The organism is Saccharopolyspora sp. NPDC045839, from assembly GCF_056431645.1.
In genome coordinates this window covers 34,616-53,453 of record NZ_JBWKKH010000042.1, presented here as the reverse complement: position 1 = coordinate 53,453, position 18,838 = coordinate 34,616, and the positions used below count along the sequence as shown (strand labels likewise).

General features: G+C 72.3%; 18 protein-coding genes. 5 read left to right on the top strand and 13 right to left on the bottom strand.

Going from position 1 to position 18,838, the window contains the following annotated elements:
- Positions 1 to 210 precede the first annotated feature (210 nt).
- The 13 genes from AC07EQ_RS37810 to AC07EQ_RS37750 all read right to left on the bottom strand — a co-directional run bounded on the left by AC07EQ_RS37810 (position 211) and on the right by AC07EQ_RS37750 (position 13,875).
- Positions 211 to 1,287, bottom strand: coding sequence for an NAD(P)-dependent oxidoreductase (locus AC07EQ_RS37810; RefSeq protein WP_478392619.1), 1,077 nt, complete (start codon positions 1,285 to 1,287; stop codon positions 211 to 213).
- The gene (locus AC07EQ_RS37805; protein WP_478392618.1) at positions 1,284 to 2,510 is read right to left on the bottom strand and encodes an adenosylhomocysteinase; all 1,227 of its coding nucleotides are present in this window, start codon (positions 2,508 to 2,510) and stop codon (positions 1,284 to 1,286) included. The genes AC07EQ_RS37810 and AC07EQ_RS37805 overlap by 4 nt, the downstream gene beginning before the upstream one ends.
- Positions 2,489 to 3,208: an HAD family hydrolase gene (locus tag AC07EQ_RS37800; RefSeq protein WP_478392617.1), complete on the bottom strand. Its 720-nt coding sequence runs from the start codon at positions 3,206 to 3,208 to the stop codon at positions 2,489 to 2,491. Before AC07EQ_RS37800 ends, AC07EQ_RS37805 begins: the two co-directional genes overlap by 22 nt.
- Positions 3,209 to 3,242: 34 nt before the next feature.
- The gene (locus tag AC07EQ_RS37795; RefSeq protein ID WP_478392616.1) at positions 3,243 to 3,962 is read right to left on the bottom strand and encodes a histidine phosphatase family protein; all 720 of its coding nucleotides are present in this window, start codon (positions 3,960 to 3,962) and stop codon (positions 3,243 to 3,245) included.
- A gap of 23 nt (positions 3,963 to 3,985) precedes the next feature.
- Entirely contained in the window at positions 3,986 to 6,460 is a 2,475-nt protein-coding gene (locus AC07EQ_RS37790) for an adenosylhomocysteinase (protein ID WP_478392615.1), read from the bottom strand.
- Positions 6,457 to 7,266, bottom strand: coding sequence for an S-methyl-5'-thioadenosine phosphorylase (locus AC07EQ_RS37785; RefSeq protein WP_478392614.1), 810 nt, complete (start codon positions 7,264 to 7,266; stop codon positions 6,457 to 6,459). Before AC07EQ_RS37785 ends, AC07EQ_RS37790 begins: the two co-directional genes overlap by 4 nt.
- Before the next feature lie 26 nt (positions 7,267 to 7,292).
- Complete coding sequence (locus AC07EQ_RS37780; RefSeq protein ID WP_478392613.1) at positions 7,293 to 8,735, bottom strand: hypothetical protein; 1,443 nt, start codon at positions 8,733 to 8,735, stop codon at positions 7,293 to 7,295.
- 219 nt (positions 8,736 to 8,954) lie between these two features.
- Positions 8,955 to 9,914: a carbohydrate kinase family protein gene (locus tag AC07EQ_RS37775; protein ID WP_478392612.1), complete on the bottom strand. Its 960-nt coding sequence runs from the start codon at positions 9,912 to 9,914 to the stop codon at positions 8,955 to 8,957.
- A 7-nt stretch (positions 9,915 to 9,921) separates the two neighbouring features.
- A complete protein-coding gene (locus tag AC07EQ_RS37770; RefSeq protein ID WP_132493820.1) occupies positions 9,922 to 10,344 on the bottom strand; it encodes a RidA family protein in 423 nt (140 codons plus the stop codon).
- A complete protein-coding gene (locus AC07EQ_RS37765; protein ID WP_478392611.1) occupies positions 10,341 to 11,087 on the bottom strand; it encodes an SDR family oxidoreductase in 747 nt (248 codons plus the stop codon). Before AC07EQ_RS37765 ends, AC07EQ_RS37770 begins: the two co-directional genes overlap by 4 nt.
- On the bottom strand, positions 11,084 to 11,713 hold the full coding sequence (locus AC07EQ_RS37760) for a DJ-1/PfpI family protein (protein ID WP_478392610.1): 630 nt from the start codon (positions 11,711 to 11,713) through the stop codon (positions 11,084 to 11,086). Before AC07EQ_RS37760 ends, AC07EQ_RS37765 begins: the two co-directional genes overlap by 4 nt.
- The gene (locus tag AC07EQ_RS37755; RefSeq protein ID WP_478392609.1) at positions 11,713 to 12,786 is read right to left on the bottom strand and encodes a hypothetical protein; all 1,074 of its coding nucleotides are present in this window, start codon (positions 12,784 to 12,786) and stop codon (positions 11,713 to 11,715) included. Before AC07EQ_RS37755 ends, AC07EQ_RS37760 begins: the two co-directional genes overlap by 1 nt.
- Positions 12,787 to 12,870: 84 nt before the next feature.
- Positions 12,871 to 13,875, bottom strand: a complete 1,005-nt coding sequence (locus tag AC07EQ_RS37750; RefSeq protein ID WP_478392608.1) for a Gfo/Idh/MocA family protein — start codon at positions 13,873 to 13,875, stop codon at positions 12,871 to 12,873.
- Positions 13,876 to 14,697: 822 nt separating this feature from the next.
- On the opposite strand from AC07EQ_RS37750, the gene AC07EQ_RS37745 reads away from it, so the two are divergent.
- The 5 genes from AC07EQ_RS37745 to AC07EQ_RS37725 form a co-directional block, all read left to right on the top strand.
- Complete coding sequence (locus AC07EQ_RS37745) at positions 14,698 to 15,504, top strand: MTAP family purine nucleoside phosphorylase (protein ID WP_165968501.1); 807 nt, start codon at positions 14,698 to 14,700, stop codon at positions 15,502 to 15,504.
- A 34-nt stretch (positions 15,505 to 15,538) separates the two neighbouring features.
- Positions 15,539 to 16,282: a phosphoribosylaminoimidazolesuccinocarboxamide synthase gene (locus AC07EQ_RS37740; RefSeq protein ID WP_478392607.1), complete on the top strand. Its 744-nt coding sequence runs from the start codon at positions 15,539 to 15,541 to the stop codon at positions 16,280 to 16,282.
- Positions 16,263 to 16,970 (top strand): SDR family oxidoreductase, encoded by a 708-nt coding sequence (locus tag AC07EQ_RS37735; RefSeq protein WP_478392606.1) that lies wholly within the window; start codon positions 16,263 to 16,265, stop codon positions 16,968 to 16,970. Before AC07EQ_RS37740 ends, AC07EQ_RS37735 begins: the two co-directional genes overlap by 20 nt.
- A 35-nt stretch (positions 16,971 to 17,005) precedes the next feature.
- Positions 17,006 to 17,899: a hypothetical protein gene (locus tag AC07EQ_RS37730; RefSeq protein ID WP_478392605.1), complete on the top strand. Its 894-nt coding sequence runs from the start codon at positions 17,006 to 17,008 to the stop codon at positions 17,897 to 17,899.
- Positions 17,896 to 18,838: Cof-type HAD-IIB family hydrolase (locus AC07EQ_RS37725; protein WP_478392604.1), on the top strand; the 943-nt coding region annotated here is incomplete at its 3' end. The genes AC07EQ_RS37730 and AC07EQ_RS37725, both read left to right, overlap by 4 nt.

Sequence of the window (18,838 nt, the reverse complement as noted above, 5' to 3'; positions counted from 1 at the left end):
CGCCCCCAGCCGCACCGGCCGACCCTGGTGACCGGACGCGATGCCCCGGCCCACGCGCACGGTCACCGGGGTCGACCGCTGCGCGCAGGCCGTGGGCTTGGCCCATCACCAGTTGCGATAACCGCCCAAAGGACTCACGGCCGAGGTACCTGCAGGAACGTCTGAACCGGTGCGCTGCGGTTCGGCGAACCGCAGCGCTTTCCCGCGTCGTCAGATCCTTCGCGTTTCCGCCAGCCGCATCAGCTTCATCGCCGCTACGCGGTCTCCCAGCGCTCGCGGCAGTTCGTGCCGGCCCGGGGCGTGCCCCTCGGCGAGGAGGTGGTCCGCGCCCAGGAGGGCAAGCGCGACCTGGAGTTCGGTCACCTCCGTCGTCTGCTCTCCGACACCGGGTGGCCCCGTGCCGTCTCCCGCGAAGTAGATCCGGGTTCCCCTGCCCAGCTCGTATTCCGTGAGGCCCGGGCGTACGTGCGTGCGCGTCGCGCAGGCCCCGTCCAGGCCGTGCACGATCTGCTCGGCGAGTCGCGGATCCACCACCGCCGCCAGGGAACCGTCCGGCAGCGAGGTGATGTCCACCAGCGACGGGCGGCCGGTGAAGATCACCACCGAGGATTCGGTGACCGCCGCGTCTCGGGAGCGGACCTCGTGGCCCTGGAAGTGGGCACCGAGCGCTTCGACCGGGTCGGGCTCCACGACCACCACCCGCATCCCCATCGCCGTGCAGTAGCCAGCCACCATGCGGCCCACCGCGCCGAACCCGACCACCGCGACGCGCCGGCCCGCCGGCTGGAGGTCGGCGCACGCCATGACCTGCCACAGGGCCCGCTGCCGCGCCTCCGCGAGGTGGAGCAGCGCGAACATCCGCGGCGGGTGGGCTTCGAGCACCGGGACTTCCAGCCGGATGTCCAGCGGCGCCGAATCGGTTCGGTTGACCACCCCGAGCAGCGCCCCGGTGACGTCGGGCGCGGCGCGGTGCGCGATCCGGGTCAGGAAGCCGTCGTGGTCGAACAGCAGGTCTGGTGCGAACTCCCGCAGCAGCGCCGCCGCTTCGGCCTGCCCCAACAGGTTCTCGTCGTCGCCGGCTGCCGTGCTGCGGTGGGCGAGGTGCACCTCGCAGCCCAGCTCGCCCAGCGCCCTCGCGAGAACGAGGTCGGCGCCGCCGGGATCGACCAGCACGAGGGCCTTGCGGTCGTGCATCGGCACGCCGCCCCACTGCGCGAGCAGTTCGCGCAGCGCGGGCATCTGCTCGATCCGCCAGTCGGGGTGGACCGCCATCGCCGTGTCGGTCATCGCAGCGTCACCGCCTCCGCATTGCCGGGCATCGCGATGCCGAGGCTCGCGAGGCGCGCGCGGGCGATGGCGTCGTCGACTTCGGACGGCAGCGAATGCACCCCCGGAGGGATTTCGCCCCGGGCGAGCAGCCGCGCGCCCAGCGCCTGCACCGCGAACGTCAGGTCGATGACCTCGATCTGGTTGCCCGCCCCGCCGCTGATGTTCACCAAGGCCCCCTCGCAGAGCACGTTGATCCGCTTCGCCCCCAGCCGGTAGCAGGTGAGGTGTTCCGACACCGGCTCGCCGACCGCGCCCGCCGCGGCGAGACCGGGCAGGTCGATCTCGAAGTCGCTGTGCCCGGCGTTGGCCAGCACGACCCCGTCGTCGAGCAGGTCGAAGTCCGCGCCCGCGAGCACGTGCTCCACGCCGGTGGCCGTGATCACCAGGTCCGCACCCGGCAGGCAGGTGGCGTGGTCGCCGACGGCCATGCCGTCCATGTGCGCTTCCAGCGCGCTCACCGGATCGATCTCGATGACCGACACGGCCGCGCCCAGCGCCCGGGCGTAGATCGCCAGGCCCCGGCCCACCCAGCCGTAGCCGATGATCGCGATCCGCTTGCCGGTCAAGAGCATCCCGGTGAGCCGGGAGATCGCCAGCAGGGTGGTCTGGCCCGTGGAGTGGCGGTTGTCGAAGAGGTGCTTGCAGCGCGCTTCGTCGACGGTCAGGGAAGGCGGGAGCCGGACGGTGCCGGCCTCCGCCAGCTCGCGCATCCGCACGGTTCCGGTCGTGGTTTTCTCGCAGATGCCCCGCACCTTGGCGAGCTTCTCCGGCTGGTGTTCCGCCATCAGCACCACGAGTTCGACGCCGTCGTCGAGGATGAGGTCCGGTTCCGAGTCACCGATGGACAGCAGGCCCGCGCGCCAGTCCTCGACCGGCTCACCGCGCCGCCCCACGGTCTCGATCCCGCGCCGCCGGAGGTGCTCCACCACGTCGTCCCGGGTGGTGCGCGGGTTGCTGCCGCCCACCACGACCTCGGCCCCGGCGTCCTGCAGGACGGTCGCCAGGAATCCCGTCTTCGGGTCGAGATGCAGGGCGACCGCCACCCGCAGGCCCTGGAAGGAGCCGTCGCCGACCAGCCCCCGGACGTAGGAGTCCAGCAGCGGGGAGTTCCGCTGGATCCACGCCATTTCGCCGGCGACGCCGCCGGAGTCGGGAACGGTCACGGTGTCGTGGTGGTCCACGTCGGCCTCCCGGTGTCTTGGTCCGGCTGCCGGTGGCCCAGCAGCGCGGTCACGGCGTCGTGCAGGTTTTCGGCGATCGGCACGTCCAGCGCCTCGAAGTGCTCCCGGGAGTGGAGCGCGTCTCGGCCCGCGTGGTACAGCACGCAGTGCGCGCCGCATTCCCGCGCGGCCAGCGCGTCGTCCACGCTGTCGCCGACGAGGAGCACGCGATCCGGGCGCGCACCGATCTCGGTCAGGTGCCGCTGGAGGTGCGGGGCCTTCTTCGCGGCCTCGTCGGTGTGCAGCCCGTCGATCCGGCGGAAGAACGCGGTGATCTCCGCGGTTTCCACCAGCGGCAGCAGTTTTTCGTGCGGGTACATCGAAAGCAGCGACTGGGCGAAGCCCGCGTCGGCGCACTGCCGCAGGACGTCGCGGGCCTGCGGGTGCAGGCCCGCGTTCTGGCGGTAGCGGACGTAGGTCTCCTGGAACGCCTCGGCCAGCCACTGCTGCTCTTCGTCGCTGAGGTCGCGCTCGGCGAGCCGGTCGTAGAACAGCGGGATGGGCTGGGTGTGGTGCTCTTGGTACCGGGTTCGCGTGACGGCCGGTAGCCCCGCCCGGGCGAAGATGTCGATCGTCGCGTCGATCAGCGCGGCGGTGTCGGCGAATAGCGTGCCGTTCCAGTCCCACACGATGTGGTCGATCTCGGCGAAGCGCGTCAAGTCGTTCTCCTTTCCACGCGCGGCATCGGAGGAATCAGCGGACGTGTTCTGGCGCGGGGTGTTCACGGGGAGAGCTACTACCAGAAGGTGCCGGTCCCGGGCCGGATCCGTCCGGATTCCTACGCCATTCGGGTGGGAGGTGGGACACGTCGCCCAGTCCGCGCAGCCGCACGTGGTCCTGGTCGAAGGTGAGCTCGGTGACCGAACCGACCGGTGCCGCGGCCAGGTCGCGGTAGCGGGACAGCGGGATGCCCAGCAGGAAGCAGGCGGCCAGCCGGACCGGGGCCTTGTGCGTCACCACGGCCACCTCGCGGCTCCGTTCGAGCGCGTCGCGGACGGCCGCGACCACTCGCGCCGCCACCTCCAGGCCGGATTCGCCGCCCGGCGGGCAGTGCAGCGCCGGATTGCGCTTCCAGGATTCGTAGCGCTCGTCGCCGTGCAGATCGGACGGTCTCTTGCTCTCCCAAGCGCCGAAGGACAATTCGCGCAGTCGATCGTCCACTTCGTACTTTCCCGTGCCGCGCGTCAGCCGCTCGGCGGTCGCCCTGGCCCGGGTGGCGGGGCTGCTCAGGACGAGGTCGATGCCGTCGAGCGCGGGGTGGCCGGCCAGGTGCCGCGCCATGGTCTCGCCGGTGGCGGTCAGCGTCGCATCGTGCGCGCCGCAGAACCTGCCCTCGACGGTGCATTGCGTCTGGGCGTGCCGGATGAGCAGGAGGCGGCCGGGAGCGGGCGGCGAAGTGCGTTGGGGGATCATGGTTTCTTCCGCATCGGTAGGGGTCATCGGGGCGGGTTGTCGCCGCGCAGGCGCAGCCGCATCGCCGAGGCGATCGCCGACAGGGCGTAATTCCCGGACTGGCCGGGCATAGCGCCGACGGACGGGCGCGCGGCCGCCGACTCGCGCAGCGCCTCGCAGGTCGTGTGGAGTTGCGTGGCGAACGAGATGTCCTGCGCCGCGTACGGGGTCGGTTCGCCGTGCGGGTGCGACAACTCCTTGTCGGGCAAGGCGATCCGGACGACGCGCTCGTGCGTCAGGTGCGCCACCCGCAGGCCGGCCACCCCGGTCCGCCACTTCGCGGCGGTCCGGTGCAGCGCGCCGGCGTCGATCTCCTGGGCGACCGAGGCGACCACCAGCGCCCCCGTGCGCATCTTCGCCAGGTGCGCCTCGCGGAGCGTGTCGGCGTGACCGGTGGTGGTGCAGATGATGTCGGCGATCCCGGCCGCTTCCTCCAGCGGGAGCACGTCGAAGCCGTCGAGGACCGCCATCAGCGCCCTGGTCGGCCGGACCTCGGTCACCACCACCCGCGCGCCGATCCCGCCGGCGCGGGCCGCGACCCGGGAACCCACCGCGCCGTAGCCGGCGACCGCCACCACCTGCCCGGCGATGGGCTCGCCGCCGACCACACCGATGACGTCGATCAGGCCCTTCGCGTGCGAGTCGGAGGCGACCACCTCGGCCGTCGACCGGTCCGCGGTGATCACCGGGAAGCGCAGGTAGGGCCGCTTCTTGATCAGCTGCGCGCCGCGGGTGGTCCGCTCGACGGCGAACTGCGGCCCGGGGAACTCGGCGAACTCGTCGTGCATGGCGGTGGTCAGCACCGCGTCGTCGTCGAGCAGCGCCGTCGGCCCTTCCCGCCACGCCGCCAGCGAGCTCCGGATCGCCGACCGGACGCCGCCGGGCCTGGTCGGATCGTGCACCACGCAACCGGATTCGCGCAGGTGGTCGGCGACCTCCCGGTCGAAGTGCCGGGCGCTCGTCGCGCACCACACGACGCTCGCGCCCATCGCCCGGGCGGTGTGCGCGGCGACCGCCGAACCGGCCGTCACCAGGCCCGCGATCAGCAGGCGCCGGCCCGACAGCGGCTTCGACGAGCTGAAGTCCCGGCGCAGCGCGGCGAGCGCCGGCATCGAGCCCTCCGCGAGGTCGAGCCGGGCGAACGCCGTCGTGCCGCCGATGTAGCCGCCGCGCGAGCTGCCGCTCTGGTGGTCCAGCGGCGAGCGCAGGGCCGAGCCGTACGGCGGGCGCGGTCGCGCGGCGACCTCGGCGTCCCAGCCGACGCTGAGGTGGCGGAGCTTCCGGCGCGCCACCTCCTCGTCCTGCTCCTGGTCGACCTCGTGCACGCCGGGGGCGAGTTCGCCGGCCTCGGCGGCCAGGTGCAGGACCGCGAGCGCCTGGTTGGTGAAGGTCAGGTCCATCGCCTCGCTCGGGTTGCCCTCGGCGGCGTCGAGGTTGACCAACCCGCCGCCGGAGAGCAGGTCCACGTGCCTGCCGTTGGTGAGGAAGTGCCGCTGGACGTGCGGCCCGACGTCCGCCACGTAGTCGGTCCGCCTCGCCAGGTCCGCCAGGTTGATCTCGACGACCGAGTGGCCGGTGTTGCACAGGATCGCGCCGGCGGGCAGCAGGTCGAGGTGCTCGCCGGTGACCACGTCGGGTTGGCCGGTCGCGGTGCACACCAGGTCGGCGGACCGGGCGGCCACGGCCATCGGTTGCACGTCGAAGCCGTCGAGCCGGGCCCGGATCGCGGTCAGCTCGCTGCGGCAGGTGATCGTCACGCGGGCGCCCATGCCGCGGGCGCGCCGCGCCAGCCCGCGGCCGACGTGCCCGTACCCGCACACCACGAACCGCTTCCCGGCGAGGAAGGTGCCGGTCGCGCGCAGGATTCCGTCCAGTGTGGACTGCCCGGTGCCGTGGGTGTTGTCCACCTCCCACTTGGTCACGACATCGTTGACGAGCACCACCGGGAAGGTCAGCCGCGGGCGCAGCTCCTCGCGCAGGAGCCGGCTTCCCTCGGCGGTCTTCTCGGTCGCGGCGACCAGGTTCGGGAACGACTCGGGGTCCTGCACGATGGTCCGCAGCATCGCCCCGCCGCTGTCGAGCGCCAGGGTGGGGCCGCCGTCGAACGCCCGGGCGCATTCGACGACGGCCTCCTGCACCGCCTCCGGCGTCATCCCGCGGCGGCCGAACACCCGCACCCCCGTCTTCGCGAGGGCGGCGGCTACGTCGTCCTGGGTGGAGACCTCGTTCCCGCCGGTCCAGGCGACCTCCGCGCCGGCGGCCGCGAGGAGCTCGACCAGCACGCCGGTCTGCTTGGTGAGGTGCGCGCATCCGCTGATCCGGTGCCCGCGCAGCGGCTGGGAGGTGCGCAGGTCGGCTTGCAGCCCGTCGAGCACGGGCATCTGCGAGCGCGCCGCGCGCAGCGCCTCCTCGCCCTGCGCGACGAGCTCGGCATCGGTCGGCGATACCGCCCAGGTCATACGATCGCTCCGTCCAGCGCGTGCCTGCACGCGCAGTCGACGTCCTCCGGCAGGGCGCCCACGAGGCCGCGGACCATGTCCAGGACGTGCTCGGAGTTGGCGCTGAACGCCTTGAGCACGCCCGCGTGCGAGACGACCTCGGACTCCTCGTCGCCGGCCACTTCCTTGGCGGCGACGTCGTAGTCGGTGATGTAGGAGACGTTGGAGTAGCAGAGCTCCAGCTCGCGGGCCAGCACGACCTCCGGGAACTGGGTCATGTTCACGAGGTGCCAGCCCTGGCCGCTGAACCACTTGCTCTCGGCGGCGGTGGAGAACCTCGGCCCCTGGATCACCACCACCGTCCCGGTGCGGTGCACCCGGGTGCCCAGCCCGGTGAGGGTTTCGTAGGCCAGGCCGCGCATCCGCTCGCAGTACGGGTAGGCGGAGCTGATGTGCGCGGAGGTGTCGCCGCCGCTGAAGTAGCTGTCCGGCCGGCCCCAGGTGCGGTCGACGAACTGGTCGACCAGCACGAAGTCGCCCTTGCGGTACTCGCGCTGCAGGCTGCCGACGGTGTTGAAGGCGACGACCTGGCGGACGCCGAGCTGCTTGAGCGCCCACAGGTTGGCGCGGTACGGCAGCTCGGAGGGCAGGAAGTCGTGGTTGCGGCCGTGCCTGGGGAGGAACGCCACGCGCCGCCCGGCGACCTCGGCGATGCTGATCGGCGCGCTCGGCTTGCCGTAGGGCGTGTCGACTTCGACGTCCGTGCTGTCGTCCAGGAACCGGTAGAAGCCGGTTCCACCGATGAGGGCGATCGATGCGTTGTCCATGATGTGTCTCCTCACTGGCGGCACGTTCACTTGCGGTGGGGGCCGGCGCCGATGTCGGCGCGGACCATCCCGGTGAGCTTGTCGAGTTGTGCGGCGACATGCGGGGTGTCGGCCAGCTCGCCGTAGAGCCGGATCCCCCCTTCGGTCGAGGACGGGCGCAGCAGGAACCACTGCCCGTCCCCGAGCCAGCACTTGATGCCGTCCACCTCGGTGATCCGCTGCGGCCGGGCCCCGAGTACCTCGGCGAGCGCCCGGACGCCGATCGCCCGCAGCCGGTCCGGGCCGGCCGATCCCGGCACGCGGGTCTCGAACCAGCGCAGCGCGCCGTTGCGCGTGCGCACGTCGTCGACCAGCACGGACAGCGGCGCCCGGGTGCGGTGCAGGACGTCGGCGAGCGCGGCGACGGCGGCGAACGGATCGCGGTCGAGGCCATGCTCGGCGAAGCCCAGGTCGCCGACGCCGCCGCAGGCCGCCGCGGCGAGCCCCTGCGCGAGCAGCGGCGAGAGGTGTTTGAAGCCGATCGGGTGTTCGTCGATCTCGTAGCCGAGGCGCTCGGCCACCCGGTGCACGATCGTGCCGGTGGCGACGGTGATCGCGACCCGGCGCGCCGCACCGGTCGGCTCGTCTGAGCCGCGATGTTCCAGCAGCAGCGCGAACAATTCGTGCGGCAGCACCGAATCGCCGCGCTCGTCCAGCACGTACATCCGGTCGCCGTCGCCGTCCAGGACGATCCCGAGATCCACGCCCGTGGCGAGGACTTCCCGCGCCGCGCGGGTCCGGCTGGCGGGTGAGGACGGGTCCGGGATCAGCCCGCCGAAGTCCGGCATCGGTTGGCAGCCAACGGGAATCGGCTGCCAGCCGAGCGCCGTGCACAGCTTCGCCATCGGAGTGCCCGCGACGCCGTGCAGGCCGTCCACGACGACGCGCAGCCGTCGGCGGGCCGGCTCGCGCGTCAGGGCAGCCGCGGCCGCCACGTGCGGATCGGTGAGGTCGGCGGCCGGTTTCCACGTCGTCGTCGCGCGCGCGTCGCCGGGCGGTGGGCTCGGGTCCGCGGGCCCGCTGAGCAGCTCGACCACGCGGCGCTCGGCCTCGCTGGTCAGCGGCGCGCCCGGGGCGACCTTCGCCTTGACGCCGTTCCAGTTCGGCGGGTTGTGGCTGGCCGTGATCAGCAGGGCGGCGTCCGAGGCACCGGTGCGCACCGCGTGCGTCGCGGTGGGCGTCGGCAGGTGCGGCACCACGGTGTTGCGCCGCACGCCGAGCGCTTGGGCGGCCGCGGCGACCGCGTTCGCCGCGGCTTCGCCCTGTTCGCGGCCGTCGAATCCGATCAGCAGGTCGTCGCAGGGCTGGTCCTGCCGGACGACCCGCAGGATGCAGGCGGCGACGGTGGCGGCGTTCGCGGCGGTGAACTCGTCGCCGATCACGCCCCGCCAGCCGTCGGCGCTGGGGCGCGGTCCGAGTGGGGGGTTCACCTGGTTCTCTCCTACGGGGAGGTGGTTGCCTGGCTTGACAACTCGTTTCAGAACGGCTCCGCCTGGTTGATCCCGAAGGTGCCCGAGGCCCGGCGCAGGTGACGTTTTCGCGCGAAAACGGCGCCCGCAGGCGTGGGGAACGCCGGTTTCGCGCGAAAACGGCGCCCCACGCGGCCATGTCCCCCTGCACCGCCACGCAAGCCCATTCTGAAATTTCTTCTAAGTCAGTGCATCGACCACTTCGGACAGTGCGGCGAGGTGACCGCGGGCGCCCGGTGCGGTCACCGCCAGCGCGCCTGCCCGGTTTCCCAGCCGGAGGCGGATTCCCGGCTCGAACCCGGCCAGCGCCGCCAGCACGTAGCTCGCGGCGAAGGCGTCGCCCGCGCCGGTCGGGTCCACCACCTCGACCGGCACCGAGGGGCAGTCCCAGCGACGGCCCGAGCGCACCAGCCGGGAGCCGCCGTCGCCGAGGGTGATGACGAAGTCCTGGTCGTCCCGCCGCCGGCCGGCGGCCTCCAGCGCCCGCTGGAGGTGCCCGAACTCGTCCCGGTTGGCCAGCACCACGTCGCACTCGGGCAGCAGGTCCGCGATGACCGGATCCCGCGAGTAGATGCCGCCCGGGTTCCAGCACAGCAGCGGCCGGCGCGGCGCGGCGCGCGCGAGCCGCACCGCCTCCTGCAACGCCGCGCGGCTGGGGTCGAACAGCACCACGGCGTCGTAGCCGGCGAAGTCGATCGCGCCGAGATGGGCCTCGGTGAGCAGCTCGTTCGCACCGCGCACCAGCAGCATGTAGTGCTTCTCGTCGAAGACCGGGATCACCGCGTGCCCCGTTGATGCGCCCGGGTGCCGGACGATGAGCGAGGTGTCCACGCCCCGCTCGGCCAGGTCGGCCACGATCCAGTCGCCGTGCTCGTCCGCTCCGACGGCCGCGGCCAGGCCGGCCCGCACGCCGAGCGCGGCGAACGCCGAAGCGCAGTTCCCGGCGTGCCCGCCGACGGAGGTGATCGACTCGGTGACGAGGACGGCGCCCTCGTCGTCGGGTTCCTTCTGGGCGAGCAGGATCGTGTCGACGTTCAGCGATCCGACGAGCAGCACCCGCGAGCGCCCCGCCACGTCGGCGAGCTCCGCCGCCGGGGAGGTCACCCCGGCCGGTGCTCCGGGGCCGAGCGGGCTGGACATCGCGGGTTCACCCCCTCCCCGCGGGCACGATCGCGATGGCGCTGATCTCCACGCGGCACCCGGTTTCGGCCAGCCGCGCGACCTCGACGAGCGTGCTGGTGGGGGAGAGCCCGGCGAGGACCTCGTTGCGGACCGCGGAAACGCGGTCGAAGTCTCCGGCCAGGTCGGAGAGGTAGACGGTCAGGCTGACCACGTCGGCGAGCTCCCCGCCGGCGGCGGCCAGCACCGCCCGGATCCGGTCGAAGACCACCTCGGTCTGCTTGCCCGCGTCGTCCGGCGCGACGACCCCGCCGTCCGCGTCGGTCGCCACCTGCCCGGTCACGAACACCCACCGGGCGTCCGCGGGCACGCGCACGGCGATGCCCGGCGAGTAGTTGCCGATCGGCTTGGAGTGCCCCTCGGGCACCAGGAAGTCCTTCTGCAGCGTCATGCGGGAACTCTTTCTGGGTAGGGCCCGTACGTGGATGTCGTTGCGGCCAAGCGGATTTCGCGGACTTCGACGTGCGGGGGCAGCGCGAACAGGCCGTCGACGACCTGCGCGACGTCCCGCGCGGAGAGCGCGCCCGTTCTGGTGCCCGGCCGCGCGTCCGCGTGCGACCCGCTGAAGTGGGTGTCCACCCGGCTCGGCAGAACCAGGCTGATCCGCAGCCCGGCCGCGCGGTGCTCCCGCCGGACGACCTCCAGCAGGGCGAGGGTGCCCGCCTTCGCGGCCGAGTACGCCGCGCGGTCGGGGAACGGGTGCACGGCGGAGTCCGAGAGCACGCCCACCACCAGCGGGTGCGCCGCCCGGCGCAACGCCGGGAGCGCGGCCTGCAGGACGTGGAAGGCGCCGTCGAGGTTGGTGCGCAGCGCGGCGGACCACTCCGGCGCCGGGACCTCCGCCAGCGGCCGCCACACCCCGGCGCCGGCGTTGAGCACCAAGCCGGTCAGCGCCTCGGAACCCGTTGCGCGGGAACGGATCCCCGCCTCGACCTGATCCCGGTCGCCGACGTCGACCGCCTGCTCCACCACGGCCGCGCCGTGGCCGCGCGCCAGCTCCGCGGTCTCGCCGAGGTCGTCCCGGCTGCGCGCCCACAGCACCAGGTCGTGGCCGGTGCGGGCCAGGGCGATCGCGATCTCGCGGCCGATCCCGCGGCTCGCGCCGGTGACGAGCACCCGCCCCCGGCCGCTCATGACGAACCCCGCAGCTCCGGCCGTGCGATGCGTCCCGGCACGATCTCCATTCCTTCCGACACCGTCGCCACCAGGTGCGGCGCGAGGTCCTCGATCAGCTGGAAGGCGAGGTCGACGGACTTCACCGAGGTGCGGTGGTCGCCGCCGACGGTGCACAACCGCCCGTCCCGGACCAGCCCGGCCGCCACCACGCCCACCGAGCCGGGGGCGAGGGCCCCGCGCTTCGCGTGGTGCACGGCGATCGTGCGGCCCCGGGCGGTGCCGGCCGCGGCGATCAGCAGCGAGCCGGAACACACGCCGTAGACCGGCGTTCCGGCGGCGCTCGCATCGCGGACCGCGGCCAGCAGTTCCTCGTCCAGCGCCGCGTCGGCGGCCCCGCGTCCGCCCGGGATCACGACCGCGTCGGCAGCGGTGAAGTAGCGCAGATCCGCTGAAACCCCGATCGGCACGCCGCCGGACGTGCTGAGGTGCGGGACCGGGCCGGCCAGCCGCACCTCCAGCTCGCCCGGCGCGATGCTCGCGGCCTTGGCCAGCACCGCGTACGCGCCGAACAGGTCCAGCTCGTTCACGCCGGGATAGGCCAGAACCGCGATCCGGGCCGGGTGCGCTCCGTCGGCGGACCGCATCACCGACCGGTCGCCACGTCGGCGGCTTCGAGCTTGCGGAAGCCCTCCTCGACCATGTCCGGCGTGTAGCTCGGGTGCCCACCGGCCGGGGACTTCAGCACCCGCACCGCGGCCACCGGGAACCCGGGCAGCTCGGCGCGGCGGCTCGCGGCGGCGACGCGGATCAGGTCGATGATCACCCCGGCCGCGTTGCTGGAGTCCTGCACCTGCAGCTTCAGGTCCAGCGAGATCGGCGTGCCCGCCCACCCGAGGCCCTCGATGTTCAGCACGGCCACCTTGTGGTCCTTGAGGTGCCCGATGTACCCGGCGGACGGGATGACCTCGATCTTGTCCGGGCTGATGTTGTCCTGCGCCAGCGCGTTGATCTTGGAATCCCGCTTGCTCGCGCCGTGGTCGCGCAGGTTGCGGAAGTCCTCGTTGCCGCCGAAGTTGAGCTGGTAGGAGCTGGCCAGGGTGAGGCCGCGCTCGGCGATCAGCCCGAGCAGCGCCCGGTGCACCACCGACGTGCCGAAGTGGCTGGCGAGGTCGTCGCCGACGAGCGGGACGCCGGCGGACTCGAAGGCGGTGAGCATCTCGGGCGACCGCGCGACGATCTCCGGCGTGCAGTTGACGAACGCGACCTTGGCCTCCAGCGCCGCCTTCGCGTACGCGTCGGCCGCCCACTGCAGCCCGGTCGGCAGCGAGTACAGCAGCACCTCGGCGTCGCTCTCGCGCAGCTCGGTGACGATCCGCCGGAACGCCTCGGACTCCGGGTCCGCGTCCGCCTCCGCGAGGCCCGCGGTGACCTCGAACTTCGGGTCGGGCAGGTCGACTTCGAGGCGCGGGTAGTTGTTCGGCTCGGCCAGGACGGCCTCGGCGAACGGCTTGCCGACCTTGTTGGGGTGCAGGTCGAACGCGGCCACGAACTCGATGTCGCTCACCCCGAGGCCGCCGATGCGGGCGCGCTTGATCCCCGGGAACTCCGACTCCGGCACGCCCTGGGCGGCCAGCTTCGCGTAGAGCTGGGCGCCCTGGAACAGCGCGGAGATGTTGTTGCCGACACCTGCCACGGCCAGTCGTAGCTTGGCGGTCATTTCTCTCCTATCTTCAACGGTCGTGCGATTGCCTGCCACCGGCCGCCGGGCGCGGTGCACCCGGTCGGCCGGCGGCCATTCGTTTCACCGCTCGTCGTGCGCTAGCGCCTGGTGCAGGAGCTGTTGGGCGACAAGGGCATCGTCGAATCCGGCGATCAGCCCGGCGTGCTGTCCATCCACTTCGGACAGCCGGTCGAGGATGGCCGGGTACGGGTTCATGTCGTGCGCCGGGAACGCCGTGACGACGGGACCGGCCGTGCCCAGGGTGCTCACCAGCAGCCGTGCGCTGCCGTCGTCGGGGGAGGCCTCGACCACCAGGACGGCGCGCGCGGCCTGCACGATCACCTGGAAGCACCGGCGCCCGGCGGCGATCCGGGAGACGAACACCCGCGCGTGCCGGTCGCCCGCGTCGGCGAGCCAGACGTCGGCGACGTCCTCCGTCTCGCACCGCACCGGCCCGGTCGGCCCGCGGCGCTCCTTGCACGCCACCGCCGTCCGCGCTCCGGTGACCTGCCAGTCTCCCGGCGCGATCCAGCGGAGGACGTCGAAGAGGTGCACGCCCTGGTCGGCCAGTGCGCCCGCGCCCGCGTGCTCGCGCCGGTGGCGCCACGGGAAGGCGGTCTCCGGGCCGGCCAGGAAGTCGTGGTGGAAGGTGAGTTCCACGTGGTGCACCTCGCCGAACTCGCCGGCCTGCAGGAGGCGTCGCAGTTCCCGCAGCGCGGGGTTGATGCGCCACTGGAAGACGACGGCGGCCCGCTGCGCGCTCGGGTGGCCGGCCAGCCGGGCGGCCGCGGCGACGTCGTGGGCGAGCGGCTTGTCCGTGATCACCGCCAAACCGTTGTCGAGCGCGGCGGCCGCCAGCTCCTCGTGCGTGTCCGGCGGCGACGAGATCACCGCGGCGTCCACCCCGCCGTCGGCGATCGCGCCCACCACGTCGGTCGTGACCGTGCCGATCCCGTACCGGGCGGCCAATTCCTCGGCACGTGCGCGGTTGGAGTGGTAGCCGAGCACGCGCACATCGGCGGCGCATCTGTCGAGCCATTCGAGGTGCTGCTGCCCGAATCCTGCTCCGGCCACGAGGAAACGCACGTGAACTCTCCTTCTGCAACGCCGGCGCAGCGGCCGCATGAGAAATGGGCTGCGGCGATGCGAAAAGGCGCCGCGAGCCCGCGCGGTCGAACTGCAAGAATGATTGTTTCCGATTTGAGAACGACAACCAGTGCACATTTCCGCACTTTTGTTTGAAGTTATCACCGGCCCCCACTGGCCGCAAGGGAGCAGGGGTCCTACCAGGTCCGGGTAAATGCGGTGCTCGGCCCCGCCGATGGAGTGGTGTTTTTCCCGCACTTCCCGGAACTGGTGATGGCGGCATTCGCGATCGTCCAGTTCGGTCGAACGGGACGCCGTTTGCCGTCGTGCGGGGCGTGCCCGACCGCGGGGTTAACGCGGCGTACACACCCGCGACGCGAATTCGGCGAACACCCTTCGCGGTCGCGGCGTGCGGCCATTCCGGTAGCGACGGCCCTGTTCGGCCGCGTGCCGGGGGCCTTCCGGTGCCGCAGGGTCACCACTCGTCCACTTGAATATGATGTGGGACACTCTGCGATTTTTGACCTCGGTTGGTATCCTGCCAGGCTTTCGAGCGGGCGTTCGCCCGCCTTCTGCTGGATGGCCGGATAATTTGTGCTAAACGGGCTCAGCGGTGGCGAACGGACAGTTTCTTGACATCGGATGCGGTGTCGGTAGCATTTGAAAAAGATGCTGGACTGGACCAACTGCGCCCATCGGTCCACGAGTTTTCGCTCCACCGCGTGGAGCCGTGCCCGGCTTCCCGGAAATACGCGTGATGTTCGGTTCGGCGGCGTGCGCCGATGGCCTGCGCCGCCCTTCCCATTCGAGACAGGAGTGAATGTGATTGACATCGGAATCATCGGTGGGACCGGGTTCTACAAGTTCTTCGACCAGTCGGAGCAGGTGACCGCGACGACGAAGTACGGCGACCCGAGCGCCCCCATCACCATCACCGAATGGGCCGGGAAGACGATCGGCTTCCTGCCCCGGCACGGGCGCAACCACGAGTACCTGCCGCACCGGGTCCCGTACCCGGCGAACCTCGCCGCGCTGCACGACCTCGGCGCGCAGCAGATCCTCGGCTTCAACGTCATCGGCAGCCTCTCGCCGGAGGTGGGCAAGGGCCACTTCGTGCTGATCGACCAGCTCATCGACCTCACCTGGGGCCGCAACTGGACGATCTTCGACGAGCCCGGCGGCGCCCACGCCGACGCCGCGCACCCGTACTGCGAGCGGCTGCGCCGGCAGGCCATCGAGGCGCTGAAGGACACCGACGAGGTCGTGCACCCGCGCGCCACGGCCGCGGTCATCAACGGCCCCCGGTTCCAGACCAAGGCCGAGAGCCGCATGTACCGCAACTGGGGAGCCGACGTCATCAACATGACGCAGTCCACCGAGGCGTCGCTCGCACGCGAGCTGGAGCTCTGCTACGTCAACCTCTCCTACTGCACCGACTACGGCGTCATCTCCGAAGACCTGGCCCCGGAAAGCGGCGATGCGCCGGTGAAGCACGTCGACGTCGTCGCGCAGTTCCAGCGCAACCTCCACCGCGTCGAGCCAGTGGTCCGCACCGTGACGCAAGCGCTCCGGGACGACCCCTCCTGCGGATGCCGCTCGGCTCTGGACGGCTGCTGGGTGCGTGCCTGAGCCCGGCACGGCGCGATCGACGAGGAGGGTACGAATGGGCGACTCAGTGCATGACGTGGCAGTCGAGGACCTCGCGGAGATCCAGGCCCGGGAGCCGGACGTCGTCGGGCGCAGCAAGCGGGTATGGCGGATCGGCGAGGACGCCTGCCTCATCGAGCTGGTGCCGAGCCTGCGCAGCTTCACCTACGACCGGGACGAGCTGATCGAGTCCACCGGTTCGCTGCGGATGGACTTCTACGAGCTGGCGGCGCAGCAGTTGGCGAAAGCCGGCGTGCGGACCGCTTTCCGGCGCCGCACCGGCCCCATCAGCTACCTGGCGGACTACCGCCCGGCGCCGCCGTTCGAGGTCATCGTCAAGAACGTGGCCACTGGATCGACCACCAGGAAGTACCCCGGCCTGTTCGCCGAGGGGCACCGGTTCGAGCCGCCGGTGGTGAAGTTCGACTTCCGCATCGACCCGGAGGACCAGCCCATCGGCGAGGACTACCTGCGGGCGGCCGGGGTTCCCGTCGCGGCCTTCCACGACCTGGCCCTGCGGACCAACGCCGCGCTGCGGCACTGGATGGCGCCGCTGGACCTCTGGGACTTCTGCCTCGTGGTCGCGGTCGACACCGACGGCGAACCCACGGTGATCTCCGAGGTTTCGCCGGACTGCATGCGGGTTCGCGACCAGCACGGCAACGCGCTGGACAAGGACCTCTTCCGCGCGGGCGACGGCGCCGACGTGATCACGCAACGGTGGCAGGAGTTGATCGCGCATGTCCGAGACGCGCGCTGACCGCCTGCCCCGCGTCGCGCTGGTGACCGGCGCCAACCGCGGCACGGGCAAGGCGATCGCGGAGCGCCTGACGCGGGCCGGCGTGCGGGTGTGGACGCTGAGCAGGCGTCCGGACCCGGGCCCGCGGTCGCTGCCGTGCGACCTGGCGGACGTCGACGCGGTGCGGGACCGCGTCGCCGAGGTGGTCGAGGCGGAAGGCGACCTGGACCTGGTGGTCGCCAACGCCGTGGACCGCTACTTCGCCGCGGTCGCCGAGCTCGACCTCGCCCGCTGGTCGCAGGCGCTCACGGTGAACCTCACCTCCGTGCTCGCCCTCGTGCAGGCGGCGCTGCCTGCGCTGCGCCGCACGAACGGCAGCATCGTGCTGATGGGCAGCCACGCGGGCACGCGGTACTTCGAGGGCGGCGTCTCCTACAGCGCGGCGAAGGCGGCGATGAAGGCGGTGTGCGAGTCGCTGCTGCTGGAGGAGCGGCCGAACGGCGTGCGCACCACGCTGATCAGCCCGGGTGCGATCGCCAACGAGGACGACGACCGCTCGAAGCTGAAGATGACGGTGGAGTCCGTGGCGGAAGTGGTCTGGCAGGCCGCCTGCGTGCCGTCGGACACGGTGATCGGCGAGCTGGAGTGCCGTCCGTCCGCATTGGCCGCGCCCACCGTCAGCGGCATCGACCGACTCCAGGCGGTGTGACCACAGTGGACATTGGATCGAGCGGAGGCGGTGACGTGCGCCGCCCCGGGACGGGCGTGGGCCCGGATCCCCGGACCTGGGCCCGCGAGGACATCGACGCGATCTCCCGCCGCGCCGCGCTGCTGACCGAGGCGGACCCCGCGCTGATCGGCGCGGTCGTCGAGCTCGCGGCCAGGTGGGGGCGGTCGGGAGGCCGCCACCGGCCGTGGGAGGGCGACGCCATCGACGCGCTCCGCAGCCGCGGAGCCGCGGTCGACCAGGAGTCCGTGGCGCTGAGCATGCGGGCCGGGCGCGCGGTCCTGTCCGGGCTGGCGATCGCGCCGTCGCCCTACCCGAGCGGTCCCCTCGGCAGCGCGGCCGACGCACTGGCCGCCGACGTGCTCGACGCGATCTGCTGCGAGTACGCGGGCCGGCGGTTCCGCGCGGAGGTGGACGCGGAACTCGCCGTGCTGGAGCGCTGTGCGAGCAGGCCGGCCGTGCGCAGCGCGATCGCCGGCAAGCGGCAGGTGGTTCAGCGCCTCACCAAGGAGCTGCGCAGGCTTTCCGACGAGGAACCGCACCTCCCGGAAGGCGGCGAACCGCTCGTGCACGACGACGGGGAGTACGTCTCGGTCCGGTTCGCCCCGGCGAGCTCCACCCGGAACACCGTCGTCAGCTTCACCAGCCCGGTGCGGCTCGACGTGGCGGCGGGCGGCGTGGTGGCGCTGGACCTGCTCGACACGCCGGACCTCCTCGCGACGGTGACGGTGCCGGGATCGGGGCCTGCCAAGGCGGATTACGACTCCGGCTGGCTGTGGATCACGGTCGCGGCGGAGACGGCGACGGCGCGCCGCACCGGGGTCGCCGACGTGGACGCGCTGCTCGACGGGTTCCACCTCACGGCCCTGCACGTCTACCCGCGGGAACCGCTGATCGTGAGCGACTGGTGAAGGCGGGTTCGGCGCAGCTGCCGGTGCCCATCGATCTGGTCGCGACCGACCTGGACGGCACGCTGCTCACCGGCGACGGCGAGCTCGGCGACCGCGTCCGGGCGGCCGTCCGGCGCGCTCAGGAGCACGGCGTCCACGTCGCCTTCATCACCGGCCGTCCCTTCCGCGAGACGATCTCGATGCTGGCGCGGGCGGGGCTGCGCGGCTTCACCGCCGCGAGCAACGGCGCCCTGATCAGCGACGAGCGCGGGGAGATCCGGTACGAGCAGGTGCTGACCGCGACAAGTGCGGCCTGGGCCGTCGAACGGCTGCGGGCGGGGATCGGGTCGGTCTCCATCGGCGCGGTCAGCGCCGAGGAACTGGCGCTGGATCCGGACTTCCCGGCGGACCTCGCGAGCGACTGGCGCGATCAGCTGGGGGCCGGGTCCGTGCCGGACCTGGTGCGCGGCGGGCGGGTGCTCAAGCTGCTGGTCGCCCACCCGCACCGGTCGGCGGGTGAGCTGGCGGCCGCGACGGCCGAGCTGCTGGGCGGCGGTTTCGCCGTCACCTACTCGACGACGCGCTTCCTGGAGGTCTCGCACCGGTCGGCGGACAAGGGCGTGGCGGTCGAGCTGATCGCCGACGCGCTGCAGGTGGAGCTCAGCCGCGTCGCGTGCGTCGGCGACATGCCCAACGACCTGCCGATGCTGGGCCGCGGCGGCCTCGCGGTCGCGGTGGCCAACGCGGCGGATTCCGTGCTCGCGGCGGCCGATCTCGTCATCCCGACCAACGAGGAGCACGGAGTCGCGACGCTGCTGGACGCGGTGGTCGAACAGCGGAGGGCCGCCCGCGGGGGGGGCGGGTTCCAGTGGAAAGGCGAACCCCACGGGAGGACTCCCAAAGGGGGGGACAAAAGAGAAAAACGCCCAAAAGGAATTCCAGGGGGCAGAGACCTCGTTG

Bases quoted from the DNA above. Each gene is read 5' to 3' on its own strand.
- AC07EQ_RS37790 (WP_478392615.1), bottom strand. From the start codon at position 6,460: ATGACCTGGGCGGTATCGCCGACCGATGCCGAGCTCGTCGCGCAGGGC.
- AC07EQ_RS37760 (WP_478392610.1), bottom strand. From the start codon at position 11,713: ATGCGGTCCGCCGACGGAGCGCACCCGGCCCGGATCGCGGTTCTGGCC.
- AC07EQ_RS37755 (WP_478392609.1), bottom strand. From the start codon at position 12,786: ATGACCGCCAAGCTACGACTGGCCGTGGCAGGTGTCGGCAACAACATC.
- AC07EQ_RS37810 (WP_478392619.1), bottom strand. From the start codon at position 1,287: ATGACCGACACGGCGATGGCGGTCCACCCCGACTGGCGGATCGAGCAG.
- AC07EQ_RS37795 (WP_478392616.1), bottom strand. From the start codon at position 3,962: ATGATCCCCCAACGCACTTCGCCGCCCGCTCCCGGCCGCCTCCTGCTC.
- AC07EQ_RS37785 (WP_478392614.1), bottom strand. From the start codon at position 7,266: ATGGACAACGCATCGATCGCCCTCATCGGTGGAACCGGCTTCTACCGG.
- AC07EQ_RS37765 (WP_478392611.1), bottom strand. From the start codon at position 11,087: ATGAGCGGCCGGGGGCGGGTGCTCGTCACCGGCGCGAGCCGCGGGATC.
- AC07EQ_RS37740 (WP_478392607.1), top strand. From the start codon at position 15,539: ATGGGCGACTCAGTGCATGACGTGGCAGTCGAGGACCTCGCGGAGATC.
- AC07EQ_RS37735 (WP_478392606.1), top strand. From the start codon at position 16,263: ATGTCCGAGACGCGCGCTGACCGCCTGCCCCGCGTCGCGCTGGTGACC.
- AC07EQ_RS37775 (WP_478392612.1), bottom strand. From the start codon at position 9,914: ATGTCCAGCCCGCTCGGCCCCGGAGCACCGGCCGGGGTGACCTCCCCG.
- AC07EQ_RS37770 (WP_132493820.1), bottom strand. From the start codon at position 10,344: ATGACGCTGCAGAAGGACTTCCTGGTGCCCGAGGGGCACTCCAAGCCG.